This window comes from Ruoffia sp. FAM 20857, assembly GCF_045528645.1.
Lineage (GTDB): Bacteria > Bacillota > Bacilli > Lactobacillales > Aerococcaceae > Ruoffia > Ruoffia halotolerans.
In genome coordinates this window covers 22,156-41,524 of record NZ_JBGQRB010000005.1, presented here as the reverse complement: position 1 = coordinate 41,524, position 19,369 = coordinate 22,156, and the positions used below count along the sequence as shown (strand labels likewise).

Genomic DNA, 19,369 nt, shown 5'->3' with positions numbered 1-19,369 from the left:
CCCACTACAAAGCCACTTAATCTTTTCCTACTCTGATTATACCCCTCGATTGTAAATTTAGAGCTAAATGAATGTAAAGTTTATGTAAATTTGTAAATTTACACACGTTTTCTTCTATTTTGAGCTTGTTTATCTTGGTTTTTCGACCCTTTTGTTTCAGTTGGATCAATTAATATTCTATTTTTTAATACTTTCTCGGTTAATGGAATATTCTCTTCTTTTAAGATGGCTGCTAAATCATTCGCTTCTTGTTGATTTAATAATGAGATAACAATACCTTCACGGTTCATTCGACCTGTCCGTCCTGATCTATGAATATACGTTCGGCTATCTTGGACACGGTTATAATGAATGACGTAAGGAACTTCTGAGATATCCATCCCTCTACTAGCAACATCGGTTGTTAGAAGATAAGTAACGTCATGATTTTTAAATGCTCGAATCGCATACTCACGTTCTTGTTTACTCGCATCACTATGTAAGACAACGACAGATACATTCTCATAGATTAACTTCGCTGCCACTTCTTCAATTTGATTAATCTGTTCGAAGAATACAATGGCTCGCATGTTATCCATCTGAGCTAAACGTTTCAGTTCATCCACTTTATAGCGATTATTAACCGTAATGAAATAATGTTGAATATGGCTAACTGATTCTTGCGAATCAATGCGGATGACTTTAATGTCATTATTCTCCGCTTTTCGATCATTGACAAATTCCTCTGTCATTGTCGCACTTGCATAAACTTTTTGAACATCACGCATCAGTGTTTGTTGAATTGATTCGATCGTTCTTTTATGTTCATCTTTAAATAAATAATCTGCTTCATCAAAAACAATGGTTTTTACTAGGTGAACTTTTATTTTTTTCGTCTTGCTTGTTAACTCGATAAAGCGTCCAGGTGTTGCAATAATAAGTTCTGGCTTATCTTTTAACTTATCGATTTGGCGTTTAATATTTGCACCACCGATGAGCGTTTGTGTTTTAATGCCTACAACTTTACCCCATTCGCGTGCCACTTCACCAATTTGCATCACTAATTCTTGTGATGGCGCTAGAATAATTGCTTGCAACGTTTTATTTGCTTCAATTTGATTCAATATAGGTAGTAAGTAAGCTAATGTCTTACCCGTACCCGTTGGGGATACAGCAATGACGTCGTTCCCCTCTGATGCTTCTTTAAATAATTGCTCTTGAACCGGTGTAGGTTCTTGAAATTCTTTCTCTTTCCAAAATTCTTGGAGTTCAGTTCTAAATGTATTAAGCATTATATGCTCCTTCTCTTATCTTCTATTTCTGTTCTTCAGTGTCAAAAGAAATATTCGCTGATTTACGTAGTAACTCCATTGTTTGTGCCACTTGTAAGCTTAGTTGTTTCCAATCTTCATAGCGCACTTTTTGGTGAATACTATCCGGATTATTAATCACTTCAGCAAAATTCAGTAACTCATCATACATATAATTCTCTGGTTTGTAATCAATCACATCTGCCTTTTGACCTTCTTGGTTTATTAACTCAACTTTACTAATGCGACTCACGTCGTGGATAATAATGGTCTCATCGTCTACATAAATTTCACTTGGCAGTTTTGAATGCACTGCTTTAGAGATAAATATCGATACTTGAAATTTATCATATGTGAATAAAATTGTACCGAAAATATCGACACCATTTTCCCCTTTTTGAGCGTTGTAGCGCACTGATTGAGGTAAACCAAATAAATCAAGGACGACATAAACTGGGTATACACCTAAATCCATTAATGCCCCACCTGAAAACTCAAGGTTGAAGACATTTGGTGCAATCTGGTGATTATCCATTGTTTCACGATATTGAACATATTTGGATGAGTATTGCCCAAAATTAAAGTTAGCCCCTAAAAACGGCTGCTTAGAAGCTTTTATCTTATTCTGAACTAACTGCTTCATTCGACGATAATTACGCGTATGAATATGCAAAGCACCTTCAAAAATGAAGACATTCATGCGTTTCGCTTCTTCATGTGCTTGATGCCATTCTTCAACACTTGAAAACATTGGCTTCTCAATGATGACATGCTTTCCAGCTTTTATCGCTTGCATTGCTTGTTCAAAATGCATGCTATTGGGACTTGCGATATAAATCAAATCAATTTCTGGATCAAATAAAATATTATTTAATTGGTCCGTATAGTAGTCTGTCTTGTAAATCGTCGCAATATCTTTTGCTCGGTAAGCACTTCGTGAATAGATTCCTTTAATCTTATATAGATTGGTCAGTTGACTAGCTTTAATAAATTGCTCTGTTATCCATGAAGTACCAATGGTTCCTACGTTTATCATTGAACTCCTCCTCTTATATTAACTGCTCTTCGTCAATGGCTTCTAAATAGGTCTGAATGGCTTGAGTAACTTCTGAAAGACTATTTTCTTCAAAAGGTGATTTTAAGTTAGCGAGTTTCACAATTTCTTGGAATGATTTCGTTCCACCTACACGACAAATGTTTAAGTAATCAGACCAGAAGCTATCGTCTTCTTTCACATGACTTCGCTCCCAGAACTGAAAGGCACATACTTGGGCTAATGTGTAATCAATATAGTAGAATGGTGAGTTGAAGATATGGCCTTGTCTAAACCATAATCCACCTTGCTCATAAAACTCATTGTCATCATATTCTTTCCAAGGAGTGTATTGTTTCTCTAATTCACGCCATTTTGAACGACGTTCTTCTGGTGTCATTGTTGGGTTTTCATACACTTCATGTTGGAAGTGATCTACTAAGACACCATAAGGTAAGAAGGTCACGGCTTCTGAAAGATGAGCGTATTTGTATTTTTCTACTTTGTCACCGAAAAACTCATCCATATATGGCCATGCGATAAATTCCATACTCATCGAATGGATTTCACAACTTTCATGCGTTGGCCAAATTAACTCAGGTTCATTAATCCAACGTGAACGATAGAGTTGGAAAGCATGCCCAGCCTCGTGTGTTAATACATCCACGTCTCCTGAAGTCCCATTAAAATTAGCAAAAATAAAGGGAGCATTGAAGTTCGGGATATGAGTACAATACCCTCCACTTTGCTTACCTGACTTAGTTAATAAGTCCATTAAATCATGTTTAACCATAAAGTCGAAAAAGTCCGCAGTTTCAGGTGACATATCTGAATACATCTTTTCAGCTTTTTGAATCAACTCATACGCAGTCCCAATAGGTTTCGCATTTCCTGTTGGAAAGCTTAAGTTTAGATCGTAATATTTTAACTCATCTAACTCTAAACGTTTCGCTTGGCGGTCATAAATATATGTTGATAATGGCACAATTTGTTCCAAGACTTCACGACGGAATACTTCAACATCCGAACGTGTATAGTCTAGGCGGTTCATTCTCGCATAGCCCATCTCCACAAAATCTTTAAAGCCAAGACTGGTTGCCATCTCATGACGGACTTTGACTAATTCATCGTAAATGCGATCAAAATCAGCTAAGTTCTCTTGGAAAAAGTTTGCATATAATTCAGAAGTCGCTTTTCGTTCCTGACGGTCAGTTGACTGCATGAATGGTGTCAAACCAGATAAGTTATAAGTTTCTCCCTTATAATCAATTTCCGCTGATGCGATGAGTGAATCATATTCTGAGACTAATTTATTCTCTTGTTGTAATAAAGGTATAATAGTTGGGTCAAATACTTTTAGAGAGTTCTCAATAATATCAAAAAATGGTGCTGCAATTTCTTGTTTTAATTCAGATAGAAAAGGTGAGTTTAAAATTGCACGATAATAATCAGTTTCCCATTCTGAAATAATTGGTAGCTGTTCATTCCAAAAATCACTTTCTTTTTTATAAAAAGCATCTTTTGTATTAATAGAGAAACGAATTTCTGCTAACTCTGATTGCGTATTTATTTCATTTTGTAATGCTTGTATCTCATGAATGCCTTCTAAGGCTTCCTTGACAGAATTAGCATTTTTAATTTGGTCAATATTTTCTTGGTAGTCTTTTTTGAAAATATCTAGGTCTGGTCGATTATAATTAAATTCGTTAAATTTCATACACACACGTCCTTCATTTACTGTAATGCTATTATACCACAGGTTCAGTTATAAGCTTGTTATTTTGGGATAGTTCTAGTGAATTATTTTTTATAAGGGATTAAAAAAGACAACACAAAATAAAAAAGTTAACTGCATTTTAATAGTCAATTTATTAGCAAAACCTTGACTTTGTCGTGTATAATAGTATGTTGACAATAATAGAGAAATATAACCAATTAATAGGAGGTGTCTTTATGCATCAAGATTCAACTAACGAAGGAACCCCTAATGAAAAAAAGACGACTAAAAATCGCAGTGAAGTTTTATATAACATTGAGCAAAAACTAAAACTCTTACCTGATTTACCAGGATGTTATTTAATGCGAAACGCGAACGATACCATTATATATGTAGGTAAAGCTAAGAATTTACGTAATCGTGTGCGTTCTTACTTTAGGGGTGCTCATGATGCTAAGACAACAAAATTAGTATCTGAAATCGATCATTTTGAAACAATTATAACTAACAGTGATAAAGAAGCGCTGATTCTTGAGATTAATCTTATTCAAGAATATAAGCCAATTTATAACATTCGACTCAAAGACTCAACAATGTATCCTTATCTAAAAATTACTAAAGAAGAAGATCCTCAATTAATTATTACGAATGAAGTGAAAAAAGATGGGGGAACTTACTTTGGTCCCTTTCCAAATGTTTATGCCGCAACTAGTACCCAACAATTATTGCACCGAGCATATCCTTTAAGAAGATGTGCTAAAAACGAAAAGCGTGCCTGCTTTTACTATCACCTTGGCCAATGTATTGGACCTTGTGATCATAAAGTAGAACAAGCGGAATATGATGCTCAGATTGAGAATATCAAAAAATTCTTTGCAGGCAACGTCGACAGTATTAAAAATGACTTACGTTCAAAAATGGACACTGCTGCAGAAAAATTAGACTTTGAACAAGCAGCGGATTACCGTGATCAAATTAGTTATATCGAAAAAACAATTGAACGCCAAGTCATTATGAGTCAGGACTATGACAATATGGATGTCTTTGGTTACACCCTTGATCGTGGTTGGTTATCGATTCAAACCTTTATGTTGAGACAAGGTTCGATTCTTAAACGTAAAGCCGCCATCTTCCCTAGCTATAATAATCCAGAAGAAGAAGTCACGACTTATATTGCGCGATTCTATAAAGAAGAATCACAACTCATGCCTAAAGCGGTACTCGTTCCAAGTGATGTTGATAATCATTTATTAAATGAATATCTTGAAGTTCCAGTATCGACACCCCTTCGTGGGAAAAAACGTAGCTTATTAGAACTTTGCGAAAAAAATAGTCGCATTGCTTTGGATGAAAAATTCAGATTAATAGAGATGAGCGAAAGAAAAACTTTAGGTGCCATTGACGAATTATCAGATGCTTTAAATATTCCGCAAGCAAACTATATCGAATCGTTTGACCATTCTAATATCCAAGGATCAAACGCAGTATCAGGTATGGTTGTTTACCGCGACGGGAAGCCTGAGAAAAAGAACTACCGTAAATTCAAAATTAAAACTGTCGAAGGTGCCAATGAGTTCGCATCAACTCAAGAAGTCATTCGTAGACGTTACACAAGACTGCTACGCGAAGAGAAACAATTACCTGACTTAATCCTAATGGATGGTGGGAAAATTCAAATTAGAGCAGCTAGAGATGTGTTGGAGAATGAATTAGGCATCACAATTCCGGTTGCTGGTATGGTAAAAGATGACAAACATAAAACTGCTGCCTTAATGGACGGTTATAGTGAGGAAATAATTCCTTTAGAACCAACAAGCCAAGTCTTCCACTTCCTACAAAGAGTCCAAGATGAAGTCCATCGCTATGCGATTAGCTATCATAGAAATGTCCGTTCGAAATCTCAGTTTGGATCAATCTTAGATAGTATTGAAGGTGTTGGACCGAAGACCCGCACAAAATTATTAAAGCACTTTAAAAACTTACAAAGAATGAAAGAAGCAGACATTGAAGAGTACCGTCATATCGGTGTTCCTCAACCGACTGCAGAACGTATTATAGAAACACTGAATGATGAAGAAAAACTTCAGAGTAAGTAATACTGTTTTGGTTTAACTTTGTCTAGTTGTGTCCCTGAGATTTTCTCAGGCATCATTTTTCACGAATTTCATCCCTGAATATTTCTCAGGGATGGTAAGGTGCCTTGAGAGTTTCTCAGGCATCATTTTTCACGAATTGGATCCCTGAATATTTCTCAAGGATGGTAAGGTGCCTTGAGAGTTTCTCAAGCATCGTTTTCACGAATTGGATCCCTGAAAAATTCTCAGGGATGGTAAGGTGCCTTGAGAGTTTCTCAAGCATCGTTTTTCACGAATTGGATCCCTGAAAAATTCTCAGGGATGGAAAGGTGCCCTGTGAGTTTCTCAAGCATCGTTTTTCACGAATTGGATCCCTGAAAAATTCTCAGGGATGGTAAGGTGCCTTGAGAATTTCTCAAGGAAATATTTTCATTGCAAACTAAAAAATCCTCACCTAGCAAAGTCATAATAGACTCTGCCGGGTGAGGATTTTGTTTTTATATTAATAGAAAACCATTACTGGTGTACCGTAATCAACGTTATTGTAAATTACTTCAACTGCGCCTAGAGGAGTGTTAATACAGCCAAGTGAACCACTTAATTGATAAACATTTCCACCAAATGATCCTTGCCAAGATGCATCATGAATTCCTTGAGCTTTATCGTCAAAGCGAATCCAGTAATTAACTGGCGTAGAATATTCTACTTTTGAGAATGGGTTGTAACCAACTAAGTTTGTATCAGTTAACATCTCAATAACAGCATTTGCTCCTGGTACGGTCTCAGCACCAATCTTACCTGAAACCATTGGCGTTTCAAGAATAAGTTGACCATCAACATATAAGAACATATATTGATTACTTAAATCGATTTCGACGTAAGTTGATCCAATATCATTTGCAGCACCAGCAATACCACCAGAACTGTAATAGATTGGTTCACGACTAACATCGTTACCTGCATGAATGTCACTAATTAACGCTTCTGCTTCTGCATCAGTGTCAATTGACCAACCTAGGATTCCAGGTGGCACAGTGACTTCACCTTGTAAAGTACTATTGAAAGTACGGTCTTTGTAGAATGTTGAATATTCCTCGTTAAGAGTACTTAAATATGCTTTCACAGATTCAGCATCGATAATTAATTCATTTGAAGAATCAAAATAAATCCAGTTTTCAATTTCATCTTGTGGAATTGTTACTTCTTCTCCAGCAATTTCATAAGTGATATTCACTGATGATACGGATTCAATTTCATCCATCACTGATGTAATTTCTTCACTTACTTCAGTTATTTCTGGTTGAGCATATGCTTCTTCCAAATCAATGGTATAATTCTCGTTTTGAATCCCTTCAACAATTGCTGATTCAAGACGACTAGGATCGATTTGGTTTCCAGCAGACCCTTCAACTACATAATAACCTTCAGTTTCGTCATAATCTACACCTGCATCTGTCGCCGCTTCACGTTCTTCATTAGAAAGACCTTGGGCTGACAAGCTATTAATTATTTCTTCTTCACTGAAGTTAATTTGCTCTTCTAAACCTTGATTGTACTCTTTATCTTCAAAGAAGCCATTGACCCAAGTCGTTGGATCTTGTGATAAGTATGACGCTTCTAATTCTGACTCAGTTTTATATTCAGGTTCTAGTTCACCTAGTTTCAAACGAGCAACTTCTTGCCCATCTTCTTCAAGAACAAATTCTTTGTCATTCAAATCTTCAATAACTTTCGCCTGTGCTTCGCTTAATGTTAAATTACTCACATCAACTGTTCCAAAAGTGGAATTCGCTGAAAATTTCTCAGAGTAAAACCCAACACCTGCAAAATATACAACTCCCATAATAAGCACAGTTGAAACGATAATTAATAATGTCTTTTTCATTACTTACCTACCTCTCTAAAGTTTCGCAATTATAGAGTAACATATTTGAAATGATTTGTGCTGATAATTCACACATTATTCAAAAAATCATTTGAGTACTTGTCCTTAATAAAAACTTAACCTTTTCTTATTGTTAAAAAAGTTAACGTTCGGGATTTTCCCCTCGAATATTAGGTTTATTCCTAAAATATTTTCTTGTAAAATCAAATTGATTTATATGAGATAAAATTATTATATGCAAAAAAAGCACCTAAATGCACAAGACATTTAGACGCTTAAAATTTAAAATTACATGTTAGCTAAAGTTTCTAAAATCAGTTTGTTCACAACTTGTGGATTAGCTTTACCACGAGTTTGTTTCATAATTTGTCCAACAAAGAATCCTAAAGCACGATCTTTACCGTTCTTGTAGTCTTCAACTGATCCAGGGTTAGCAGCAATTACTTCGTCAATGAGTGGTTGTAATTTAGCTGGGTCACTAAGTTGAGCCATTCCTTGTTCTTCAACAACTTTATTTGCGTCGCCACCTTTTTCAACAAGGTGTTTGAATAATTTCTTAGCAATTTTACTTGAAATTGTTCCATCAGCAATTAAGTTAATCATTTGTGCTAAGTTTACTGGTGTTAATTCAGTATCTTCTAAAGCGATTTGTTCTTTATTTAAGTGAGCTGAAACTTCACCCATTAACCAGTTAGATACTTGTTTAGGATCTGCACCTTCTTCAATTGTATTATCAAAGAAATCTGACATTACTTTTGTCTGAGTAAGAACCATCGCGTCATATTCTGGTAATTCGTATTCATTAACATAACGTAGACGTCTTTGGTCTGGCATTTCTGGTAATGATTCTTTCACTTCCGCAATCCACTCTTCTGTAATGTAAATTGGCGGAACATCTGGTTCTGGGAAGTAACGGTAATCTGCCGCTCCTTCTTTCGTACGCATTAAGATTGTGTCACCTGTTGTCTCATCATAACGACGTGTTTCTTGCTCAATCACGCCACCACTTCTTAATACATTTGCTTGGCGCACTTCTTCGTGTTCAAGACCTTTACGTACATATGTAAAACTGTTTAAGTTTTTAAGCTCAGTTTTTGTACCAAATTCTTCTTGGCCAAATGGGCGAAGCGAGATATTTGCGTCACAACGTAGTGATCCTTCTTCCATACGAACATCAGAAACTTCAGTAAATAAGATTTTCTCACGAACAGCTTCTAAGTAAGCATACGCTTCTGCTGGTGAATGCATATCTGCCTCAGAAACAATCTCGATTAATGGTGTACCTTGACGGTTTAAGTCAACGTAAGAGAAACCATCTGTTCCGTGAGTGTTTTTACCTGCATCCTCTTCTAAATGGACACGGTTGATACGAATACGACGGCGTTCACCTTCAACTTCGATATCAATATATCCGTTTGTTCCAATCGGTTGTGCATCTTGTGTAATTTGGTAGGCAGCTGGGTTATCGGGGTAGAAATAGTTTTTACGGTCAAAACTCATTTCACGCGCAATTTCACAGTTTAAAGCTAGTGCTGCTTTCATACCGTAATCTACAGCACCTTTATTTAATACTGGTAAGACACCTGGATATCCCCAGTCTTTTTCATTCGTGTTACTATTCGGTTCTGCACCAAAATGAGCTGGTGAAGTACTAAATATTTTCGAGTCAGTCTTTAACTCTACGTGGATTTCTAATCCAATGACAGTTTCAAAATTCATTATATCACCCTCCTAAAATTCCGGTACTTGGTTAACGTAATCATGATTTTTCTCAAAATCATAAGCAACTTGGTAAAGTGTTGATTCATTCATATGTTTACCAATTAATTGTAAGCCAATAGGCATTCCGTTACTATCAAAGCCTGCTGGAACTGACATTGCTGGTAGTCCTGCTAAATTGACAGGAACTGTTAATAAGTCCGATACATACATTTCAACTGGGTCCTCAATACGGCCACCAATCTTGAAGGCAGTACTTGTTGTAACAGGTCCCATAATTAAGTCATATTCGCTAAAGACTTTAATAAAGTCATCAATAATTAATGTTCTAACTTGAGCGGCTTTCTTAAAGTATTTATCAAATGCTCCTGAACTTAAACTGTAAGTTCCTAACATAATACGACGTTTAACCTCGTCACCAAAACCTTCACTACGAGATTGAACATAGATATCTTCAAGTGTTTTCGCAGATTCTGAACGGTAACCATAACGGATTCCGTCAAAACGTTGTAAGTTTGATGATGCTTCTGCAGAAGAAAGGATATAGTAAACATTAATTCCGTAAGGTGTATGTGGTAATGATACTTCGTCAACGATTGCACCTTGAGAAATAAAGTATTCTTTTGCTTTACTAATTGCATCACGAATCTCTTCATTAACTGCTTCAGATTGGTATTCTTTAGGAATCGCAATACGCATGCCTTCAATTGATTGACCAAGTTTTGATCTGTAATCTAATTCAGTATCAGGACGGCTTGTTCCATCAAGTTTATCGAAGCCTGCAATTGCTTCTAATACTAATGCATTGTCTTCAACAGTCGTTGTCATTGGTCCAATTTGGTCTAAACTTGAACCAAAGGCAATCGCGCCGTAACGAGAGACAGAACCGTATGAAGGTTTCATTCCTACAATCCCTGTAAAGGCTGCAGGGTTACGAACACTCCCCCCAGTATCTGTACCAAGACTTGCGGGAACTTGACGAGCAGCAACAGCAGATGATGATCCACCTGATGATCCACCTGGTACACGTTCTAAATCCCAAGGGTTTCTAGAAGTTTTGAAGTAAGATGTCTCAGTTGATCCACCCATCGCAAATTCGTCTAAGTTTAATTTACCAATAATAATAGCTCCAGCTTCTTTTAACTTCTTAATGACTGTCGCATCATAAGTTGGGTTGAAGTTTTCTAACATTTTAGATGAAGCGGTTGTTGTTAAACCTTCAGTAACGATATTATCTTTAATCCCAATTGGCACACCGTTTAATAATGGTGCGTCTTCACCGTACCCTACTTCATCGGCAGCTTTCGCCGCTTCTAAAGCTGCTTCTTTATTTAAAGCTAAGAATGAATTTACTTTCTCATCAGTCTCTTCAATGTAAGCAAAGATTGCTTCCGTTAATTCAACCGTTGTAAAATCGCCATTTCTTAACCCTTCTTGGATTTCAATAATTGTTGTTGGATATTTACTCATATTAAACTTCCCCACTTTCTAAGATGGCTGGTACTTGAATAAAACCACCTTCAGATAATGGTGCGTTTTTAAGTAGTGCTTCTGTTTTATTGCGTTCAATGGCTTTGTCTTCACGTAATACATTGATTAATTGATTACCGTGATACGTTGGTTTAACTCCCTCAGTATCTACTTCTTGTAACTGTTCAACCATATCGATAATACGTCCAAATTCTGGGACAAAGTTATCTAATTCATCGTCTGTATAACTAAGTTTTGATAACTTAGCGACGTGTTTGATTTGATCTTGACTTAACATTCAATTCATCCTTCCTTATCAGTTTATTTTTTGAAAATATGGCTTTGATATTGTGTCGCCCCTGCTGGTCGGCCTACGTAGGCTTCTACGCCAGCGTCAGATATGACTTTAATTTCAATGGCTACCCCTTCAGGTAAAGTTCTTTGCGAGACATCGGTAATATGTTGAGTCAACGCTGTAATTTCTGTTTGTTTATAGAACTGTGAAACAATTTCTACATTTAAGGAAGCCAATCCTCCGTCAATGTATAAAGCCTCTCCAGAGATACCATTTAAATTAGGGAAGAAATTAATAATTTCATTATTAAAATTATCAAAATATGCGTATTGATCGCTTTGGTCGCTCGCTTCGATGATTGGTAACGCAATACGATATTCATTGTTTTCTGTCCAGTCAGTCACAGAGTTTCCTTCTCGAGAAATACCATCTAATACATACGTTCCACCGACAACTTCATCGCTTGGAGCTGCTCGGTAAATACCAACGACGATTGGAACTGAACGTAATTCTTCTGTGTTTCTTAGACGCCCGACAATGATATTTGCGAATTGTCTACCACGTTCACGCATTTCACCCACTGAGATTTCTTGTTCGTGGATTACGCCATCAGCATCAGTATATTCATAAGTACTATTCATCGCAAGACCAAGAACAATTCCACCTAAAGCAAAGCCTTCTTCAGTCTCTACCATTAAGTTTTTCTCAGCTACTTGGGATAAATAAATCGGAGTTGATTGCACATTTGTCACGATTTGCTCGTTCTCTTCTGCGCCTTCTTCTGTAACATCTTCTGGGTCATCAGCTGGATCAACGGATTCATCTGAGGCCAGTGATTCCTCTAAACTTGATTGAGTTTCTGCATCTCCTTCCGGTAAGGCTGGATTCAAGCCTTCTGGATTGGTTGCTGACTCTCTTGCTAACCAACTCGTCATCGTTGCTTCATCTATAATTTGCCCTTCTTGCATAAAATACTGTTCAGTTGGAAAGACTTGTTTACTTATGCGAAGTAATCCTTCCTCAAATGCACGAATATTCGCTGCAGAACTTAAATTATTGTTTGAGCTCGCTGATGCACCAATTTGGTATTGACCATCGATTATTACTGCACGATAAAAATCGCTTGATAATTGATTGGTCGTCGTTTGAACCGTTACTTCATCTGGATTAGTTGGCTCATCCTCTTGTGCTTGGGACCTTACTTGCGTCACGCCTCCTGCTAGCATTAAGCAAGCAAGTAGTATAGATACATTCATTCTTATCTTTTTATTCATGTAATTACTCGCTCTCTTTTAATTTTTCTAGAAAAGTTTCTTCGTCCATGATTGCAATTCCAAGGTCTTGTGCTTTTGTCAATTTACTTCCGGCTGATTCACCAGCAACTAAGTAATTTGTATTTTTTGATACACTTCCAGTCACTTTCGCTCCGAGGTTTTCCAATCTTTTTTTGGCTTCCCCACGCGTTAAAGTTTCCATCGAACCTGTAAGGACAACGGTTTGATTTGCAAAGAAGTTATCCTTCAGATCAATCTCCTCAGGCACAACACCTAAGTAGTCTGTGTTGACTCCCGCTTCTTGTAATCTTTGAATCAGTTCGTTCGATTCTTCCATTTCAAAATATTCAACAATCGCTTGACTAATCATGGGTCCGATGCCATCAATGGTCTCAATATCTTCAATCGATGCTTTCTGAATTGCTTCAATCTTTCTGAATTTTTCAGAAATTAAACGAGCAGCTTTTGATCCGACATGGCGGATACCTAAACCAAAGAGTAATCTTTCTAAAGAGTTACTCTTTGATTCTTCAATCGCATCTTGATATTTTGTTGCGGATTTTTCTTTTGTATTTGGAAGTGTTAAGAAATCTTCTTGCTCTAATGTGTATAAGTCACTTGGATCCGAAACCAATGCTTGATTGATTAAGTGTTCCATAATCTTATCACCTAAACCAGTAATGTTCATCGCATTTCTTGAACTGAAATGAATCATCTTCGCTAACTTCTGCGCTGGACATAAAGGATTCACACATCTTAGGGCAACTTCTTCATTCAACCGTACTAATTCAGCGTCACAGCGTGGACACGTAGTTGGTATCGGTAATGGTTGCGAGTCTTCTGGGCGTTGACTCATAACAACACTCACGATTTCTGGGATAATATCTCCTGCCTTATGAATCTCTACGGTATCTCCAATGCGAACGTCTAAAGCTTCGATTAAATCCACATTATGTAAGGAAGCTCTTTGAACAGTCGAACCAGCTAATTGAACCGGGTCCATCACGGCCGTTGGTGTAACAACGCCCGTTCTTCCCACTGTCCACTCAACTTCATTCAGTTTAGTTTCCGCTATATCTGCTTTGAATTTATAAGCGATCGCCCATCTTGGGGCTTTGACGGTATAACCAAGTTGTTGCTGTAGGGCAACGTCATTGACTTTAATAACGATACCATCAATTTCATATGGTAAATCATGGCGTTCTTCTTCAATTTGATGAATAAAATCCATCACTTCAGTTTGATTTTTGCATAATTTTCGTAATGGGTTTGTTCTAAATCCTAAAAATTGTAATTGCTCGAATAATTCTGCTTGTGACTCTACATCAAAATCATCATTGTATAAAGCACTATATAAGAACATATTCAATCGACGTTTTGATACGGCTTTTGGATCAATTTGTCTTAACCCACCAGCGGCAGCATTACGTGGATTGGCGAATGGTACTTCACCTGTTTCTTCGCGTTCGTCATTCAGTTGCTTAAACACATCTTTTGGCATATAAGCCTCACCACGTACTTCAACGGATACGGGCTCTTTCAACTTCAGTGGTAATGAACGAATGGTGCGAAGGTTTGTCGTAATATCTTCTCCAACCGTTCCATCTCCACGAGTTGCACCTCTAACGAAGGCGCCATTTTCATATGTTAAAGCAATCGCTAAACCGTCGATTTTGCATTCGACCATAAATTCAACTTCTTGCTCGGTTTGGTTTTGTACGCGTTGAATAAATGCTCCAACTTCTTCCTCGTTGAAGGCATTCCCCAAACTATACATTGCTTCGGCGTGTTCAACTTTCGTAAAACCTTCTAATAATTGGTCCCCAATTCTTTGAGTCGGAGAATCAGATGTAATCCATTCTGGATGTGCTTTTTCAAGGTTTTCCAGTTCATTATACATTTGGTCGTATTCTGCATCCGTGATATTTGGTTTGTCTAGCACATAATAATTATATGCGTGATGATTCAGCTCACTTTTTAGCTGCTCGAGTCTTTCTTTTGCCTGTTCTAAATCTTTCGATTGAACCATTTATACCATCACTCCTAAAAAGCCATTTACGTTAATAGCAGTCTTCATTTCTTCGTCAAGTATATCATTCTTTACTGTTTCTATCAGTAAAAACATTCACTCTCTACTCCACTTTGCTTATTGGAGCAAAGGATGCTAGTAATTCTTTAATGCCTTGTGAATCGAAGGCAATACTTAGTAAAGCATTACTTCCAGAACCTTTAACATTAACGACAGTTCCAACTCCCCAAGTACGGTGATCTACTTTATCACCAACTGTATAATTTGTATCTGAATTGTTTGTGACTTTTTTCTTCAATGCTCCAGTTGAACCGCCTTTTGGACGCTGACTTAATAGAACATTTCTAGCCGCTTGGCTTGATCGTTTTCGCCCTTGCTGTCTGGTATTTTGAGAACGGATGACCGTTTGGAAAGATTGACCGACATGCTCAATCAAACTTTGGTCTATCTCAGATACGAATCGACTTGGGGCATTATGTTGATATCTACCATATAATAGTCGGCTTCTAGCTGCTGTTAGGTATAGTTGCTCTTCGGCACGTGTCATTCCAACATATGCGAGTCGTCTCTCTTCCTCTAACTCATCATCGCTTTCTGACGCACGACTTAATGGGAATAAGCCTTCTTCCATACCAACAATGAATACGTAAGGGAATTCTAGTCCTTTAGCTGCATGCATCGTCATTAAGGTAATTTGGTCTACGGTTTCTTCTTCCGACGTATCTGAAACAAGTGATAATTCTGTTAAGAATAAAGTTAAACGAATTCTTGGAGCCTGTGTATCAAGTGGTTCTTCTGTTGCTCCATCTTCTTCATCAGCAAAGTCAGGGTCGGTTTCGATAATATCTTCCAAGTCCATTTGGTCAAACTCTTTTGTAACTGACGCGAACTCGTCTAAGTTTTCTAGACGATTCGTTGCCTCTAAAGTCCCTTCTTCTTGAAGACTTTGCTTGTAATCTGATTGTTCCCAAACTTCTGCGACTAATTCACTTAAAGTTAAGTATTCTGCCTGTTGTCTTAAGCGTTTGATCATATCACTGAAGCGAACAAATTTAGTTTGTAAACTTGCAGATAAATTTGAATTTCCTAGTTGGTCAATAGCTTCAAACCAACCTAAGTTTAAACTTTCAGCAAATTCAGCTAATTTAGCAATACTTGTAGGTCCGATTCCTCGTTTTGGCACATTAACAATACGGTTAAAGCTTAAGTTATCCGCTAAATTATCAATCAGTCTTAAGTACGCTAACGTATCTTGAATTTCTTTACGTGAGTAGAATTTCAAGCCTCCAACAATCTTATACGGTAAGTTAGCTTTTAACAATTGGTCCTCTAAGTTACGTGATTGAGCTTGCGTACGGTAAAGAATGGCGTAATCACTATTCGAACGTTTTTGATCCTCTTTCGTTTCAAAGATTTGTTGAATAACATATCTTGCTTCTTCTGAGTCAGATTCCGCTAAGTAGAATTTAACCTTATTCCCCTGTGCTTTGTCACTCCAAAGTTTTTTGTCTTTACGGTTGATATTTTTTTCAATTACGCTGTTGGCTGCATTTAGTATCGATTGAGTTGAACGGTAATTTTGCTCTAATAAAATCACTTTGGCATCTGGATAATCTTTCTCAAAGTTCATAATATTTTCCATATTTGCTCCACGCCAACCATAAATACTTTGATCAGCATCCCCAACAACACAAATGTTTTTCAGTAAATCCGCTAATGTCTTCACCAATAAGTACTGAGTCTCATTCGTATCCTGGTACTCATCGACGTGAATATATTGAAATTTATTTTGATAGAACAGACGGACATCTTCATTTTCTTGAAGTAGTTTAACAGTTAATAATATTAAATCATTAAAGTCCATCGCATTACTTGTTTTTAGTTTTTGTTGATATAACTTGTAGACATTCGATTGAATATTGCCTAAGTAATCAGTGTTCTCAGCTGCAAAAGCATCAGGCATTTGCCCTTCGTTTTTTGCTGCATCAATCACCCAAAGCATTTCTTTGTAGTTGAATCGTTTGCTATCAAGATTTAATTCTTTTAGCACGCGTTTCATTAATGTTTGTTGCTCACCTTGGTCAATAATCGAAAAGTTTTGTGTATATCCAATTTGAGTGGCTTCTCGACGTAAAATACGTGCACACATCGAGTGAAAAGTGGATACCCAAATTGATGATGCTTCAGGTCCAACTAGTTTCTCAACACGTTCTTTCATCTCATTGGCTGCTTTATTTGTAAAGGTAATCGCCAACACATTCCAAGGTTTTATTTTTTTCTCTTCTAATAAATAAGCAATCCGATGGGTTAATACGCTGGTCTTTCCACTCCCAGCTCCAGCAGCAATTAGTACTGGCCCATCGGTTGTATATACAGCTTCTTGTTGTTTATTATTCAATCGGTTAATACTTTCGATTAACGATGACATATTATGACCTCCAATTTATCTAGTAGGTTGTTCACTCTAAAAAATCATACATAGTAGATTATATCAAAAATCAGTGTATAGTCCTAACAAACATTTGATGATTTTTCTGTGACTGATAGGACTCAACTTTGTCACAAACAATCTAATATTTTTATCGCTTTCATTAAAAAAATACCTCCTTGAGTTTATGGCTCAAGAAGGACATTTAATTTTCTATTCAGTTAATTCTGTAATTTGTATTTGGCGTTCACACTCTGATAATGAATCTCCTGTTACAATGACTTGTCCAATCAAACGTTTAGAGTCATTATTTATTGGATTAAACAAAGCAAAGCCCCAATCTGTTCTTAACATAAGTTGTGTTAAGAGATTCTCTTCATTCAAGACGGTTGCCGGTAAAGCAATCGCTGCTCTACTCTTAAGATGCAATGTTGGTAAAGGCAAGCCTAAAATAGCTCTCGCTGCTGCCTCATAATGAGAAATACTCATAGATCCAATCGTAAACATAGCTTCATCCGATAAACCGATACTTGCTTCGTTTATATAAACAACTCCTGCTGAAGTGATTAACATCTTCAACGTCAATGAACCAACTAAATTTAATAATTCCGCTAATAATTGCGCTAAACGGTTCATCTCAAGTTCTACCGGTTTAGATATTTGTGCTGGGAAACGCACTTGTCTTCCAAGCAGATCTCCTTGTTCACGCACTTCAAATATAGGATAAATTAAAATTTCACCACGTTCGTTACGAATAACTGTCACGCTGGCTTTTTTCTCAGTTGGAATCCATGCCTCTAAAATACATGTGGTCGCTTCTAGTTTTGCACTTGCTTCATCATAATCCTCTTCACCATACAAGATAATATGCTCATTCGCATTATCAACATGCCGTTGAGTTGATTTTAAAATACACGGGAATCCAATATATTCAACTGCTTCTTTTAAATCTGTTAAATTAGTAACCATAGAGAATGGCGCAACCAAACACTTGTTAGAATCTAAATAGGCCTTCTCGATCAGTCGGTCTGTCGTAATGGCAATTAAATCCTCTGATAAAGTTAAATCCGTTTGTGCTGCCAATAATTGAAATTCTCTATTCGATAGAATACCCATTTCAACCGTTACGACATCTACCCGTTCACTAAAATAATTTAAGACTTGCTCATTATATGATTCGGTAACTGTTTGCCACGTCGCAAATTGTCTCACTGGATTATTCTCAGATGTTACCAAACTAGCAACTCGGTAACCTAATTTACCTGCTGCTTGAGCCAAGACAGCTGCAGAAATTGATGAGCCAATAATTCCTAATGTCTCACCTGGATAATGTCTTTGCGCCATCCTGTCTACTCCCTTCAATATTGTATATTTAAATGCACCTATAATAATAACACATCACACAATTTCTAGCACTGATAAATTAGTATTTTTCTAATTAGATTGGTTGATCATATTGATTCAATTCATAAGTTTCAATCATTTCGATAATCTTGTCGGCATAAGTAGGATCAGTTGCGTACCCGGATTCTTGTAATCCATTGGCTTGTTCTACATAGTTATCACCGTTGAGAACCGCTTGATAAAACGTTGGGTCCCAAGAGGTACCCTCATTGATTAGAATGGCATGGCCTTCCATCGAAGCTTCCCAACTCGGATAAACTTTAAATCGGTCGGTAATTTCAACCCATTCATCATCAAAATATTCTAACGTTTGAAAATCTACGCCATCTGGATCAGTGGCGTCCGTTTTGACACCGTAAAGATTATTATACTCTGCCCCAAGCTGACTCCGGCCAAAATCACTTTCTAAAGCTGCTTGAGCCATTGAAACACTGGCTAAGACACCATATTGTCTTTGAAGTCTTTGTGAAATTGGTACAATCGATTCGATAAAGCCGATTCGTTGTTCATAATCAACTTCACGTTGCATCAATTCACCGTGCCTTTGGTTTGCCGTATCAACCCATCGATAAATAACTATCCCACTTAATAAAGTAAAAATTACAAAAAAGATAGATAATATCCCAATCTTTTGTAGAAAATCGGTTTTAAATCGATTCCATGCTTGTTTGTAATTTGTTTTGCGTTTTTTACGTCGAGTGGGACGTTTTTTAAATTTAAATAATTTTCTCTTCTTCTTTTTGGCCATAAT

At 36.9% G+C, this 19,369-nt stretch carries 13 protein-coding genes; 1 reads left to right on the top strand and 12 read right to left on the bottom strand.

The window, feature by feature from the left end; genetic code table 11:
* Positions 1 to 98 precede the first annotated feature (98 nt).
* From ACEN4N_RS02165 to ACEN4N_RS02155, 3 genes are read right to left on the bottom strand one after another with little or no spacing between them, the layout of a single operon-like run.
* On the bottom strand, positions 99 to 1,271 hold the full coding sequence (locus tag ACEN4N_RS02165) for a DEAD/DEAH box helicase (protein ID WP_138404316.1): 1,173 nt from the start codon (positions 1,269 to 1,271) through the stop codon (positions 99 to 101).
* 22 nt (positions 1,272 to 1,293) lie between these two features.
* Positions 1,294 to 2,325 carry a Gfo/Idh/MocA family protein gene (locus tag ACEN4N_RS02160; RefSeq protein ID WP_138404317.1) on the bottom strand — a complete coding sequence of 344 codons (1,032 nt, stop codon included), beginning with the start codon at positions 2,323 to 2,325 and terminating at the stop codon, positions 1,294 to 1,296.
* Between the two features lie 13 nt (positions 2,326 to 2,338).
* Positions 2,339 to 4,039 carry a M3 family oligoendopeptidase gene (locus tag ACEN4N_RS02155; protein ID WP_138404318.1) on the bottom strand — a complete coding sequence of 567 codons (1,701 nt, stop codon included), beginning with the start codon at positions 4,037 to 4,039 and terminating at the stop codon, positions 2,339 to 2,341.
* A gap of 236 nt (positions 4,040 to 4,275) precedes the next feature.
* Between ACEN4N_RS02155 and uvrC the strand changes: the two genes are divergently transcribed.
* Positions 4,276 to 6,135 (top strand): excinuclease ABC subunit UvrC, encoded by a 1,860-nt coding sequence (uvrC, locus tag ACEN4N_RS02150; protein WP_138404319.1) that lies wholly within the window; start codon positions 4,276 to 4,278, stop codon positions 6,133 to 6,135.
* A gap of 481 nt (positions 6,136 to 6,616) precedes the next feature.
* Here uvrC and ACEN4N_RS02145 read toward each other — a convergent pair whose 3' ends face one another.
* The 9 genes from ACEN4N_RS02145 to ACEN4N_RS02105 all read right to left on the bottom strand — a co-directional run bounded on the left by ACEN4N_RS02145 (position 6,617) and on the right by ACEN4N_RS02105 (position 19,366).
* On the bottom strand, positions 6,617 to 7,999 hold the full coding sequence (locus ACEN4N_RS02145) for a L,D-transpeptidase family protein (protein ID WP_138404320.1): 1,383 nt from the start codon (positions 7,997 to 7,999) through the stop codon (positions 6,617 to 6,619).
* Positions 8,000 to 8,287: 288 nt separating this feature from the next.
* Positions 8,288 to 9,718 carry an Asp-tRNA(Asn)/Glu-tRNA(Gln) amidotransferase subunit GatB gene (gatB, locus tag ACEN4N_RS02140; RefSeq protein WP_138404321.1) on the bottom strand — a complete coding sequence of 477 codons (1,431 nt, stop codon included), beginning with the start codon at positions 9,716 to 9,718 and terminating at the stop codon, positions 8,288 to 8,290.
* A 12-nt stretch (positions 9,719 to 9,730) separates the two neighbouring features.
* Positions 9,731 to 11,188: an Asp-tRNA(Asn)/Glu-tRNA(Gln) amidotransferase subunit GatA gene (gatA, locus tag ACEN4N_RS02135; protein ID WP_407089388.1), complete on the bottom strand. Its 1,458-nt coding sequence runs from the start codon at positions 11,186 to 11,188 to the stop codon at positions 9,731 to 9,733.
* Position 11,189: 1 nt separating this feature from the next.
* Entirely contained in the window at positions 11,190 to 11,486 is a 297-nt protein-coding gene (gene gatC / locus ACEN4N_RS02130; protein ID WP_138404323.1) for an Asp-tRNA(Asn)/Glu-tRNA(Gln) amidotransferase subunit GatC, read from the bottom strand.
* A 23-nt stretch (positions 11,487 to 11,509) separates the two neighbouring features.
* Entirely contained in the window at positions 11,510 to 12,757 is a 1,248-nt protein-coding gene (locus tag ACEN4N_RS02125; RefSeq protein WP_138404324.1) for a CamS family sex pheromone protein, read from the bottom strand.
* 4 nt (positions 12,758 to 12,761) lie between these two features.
* Positions 12,762 to 14,786 carry an NAD-dependent DNA ligase LigA gene (ligA, locus tag ACEN4N_RS02120; protein ID WP_407089387.1) on the bottom strand — a complete coding sequence of 675 codons (2,025 nt, stop codon included), beginning with the start codon at positions 14,784 to 14,786 and terminating at the stop codon, positions 12,762 to 12,764.
* 103 nt (positions 14,787 to 14,889) lie between these two features.
* The gene (gene pcrA, locus ACEN4N_RS02115) at positions 14,890 to 17,214 is read right to left on the bottom strand and encodes a DNA helicase PcrA (RefSeq protein WP_407089386.1); all 2,325 of its coding nucleotides are present in this window, start codon (positions 17,212 to 17,214) and stop codon (positions 14,890 to 14,892) included.
* A gap of 213 nt (positions 17,215 to 17,427) precedes the next feature.
* Positions 17,428 to 18,558 (bottom strand): ATP-grasp domain-containing protein, encoded by a 1,131-nt coding sequence (locus tag ACEN4N_RS02110; protein ID WP_138404327.1) that lies wholly within the window; start codon positions 18,556 to 18,558, stop codon positions 17,428 to 17,430.
* Between the two features lie 94 nt (positions 18,559 to 18,652).
* Positions 18,653 to 19,366: a glycoside hydrolase family 73 protein gene (locus ACEN4N_RS02105; RefSeq protein WP_138404328.1), complete on the bottom strand. Its 714-nt coding sequence runs from the start codon at positions 19,364 to 19,366 to the stop codon at positions 18,653 to 18,655.
* Positions 19,367 to 19,369 lie beyond the last annotated feature (3 nt).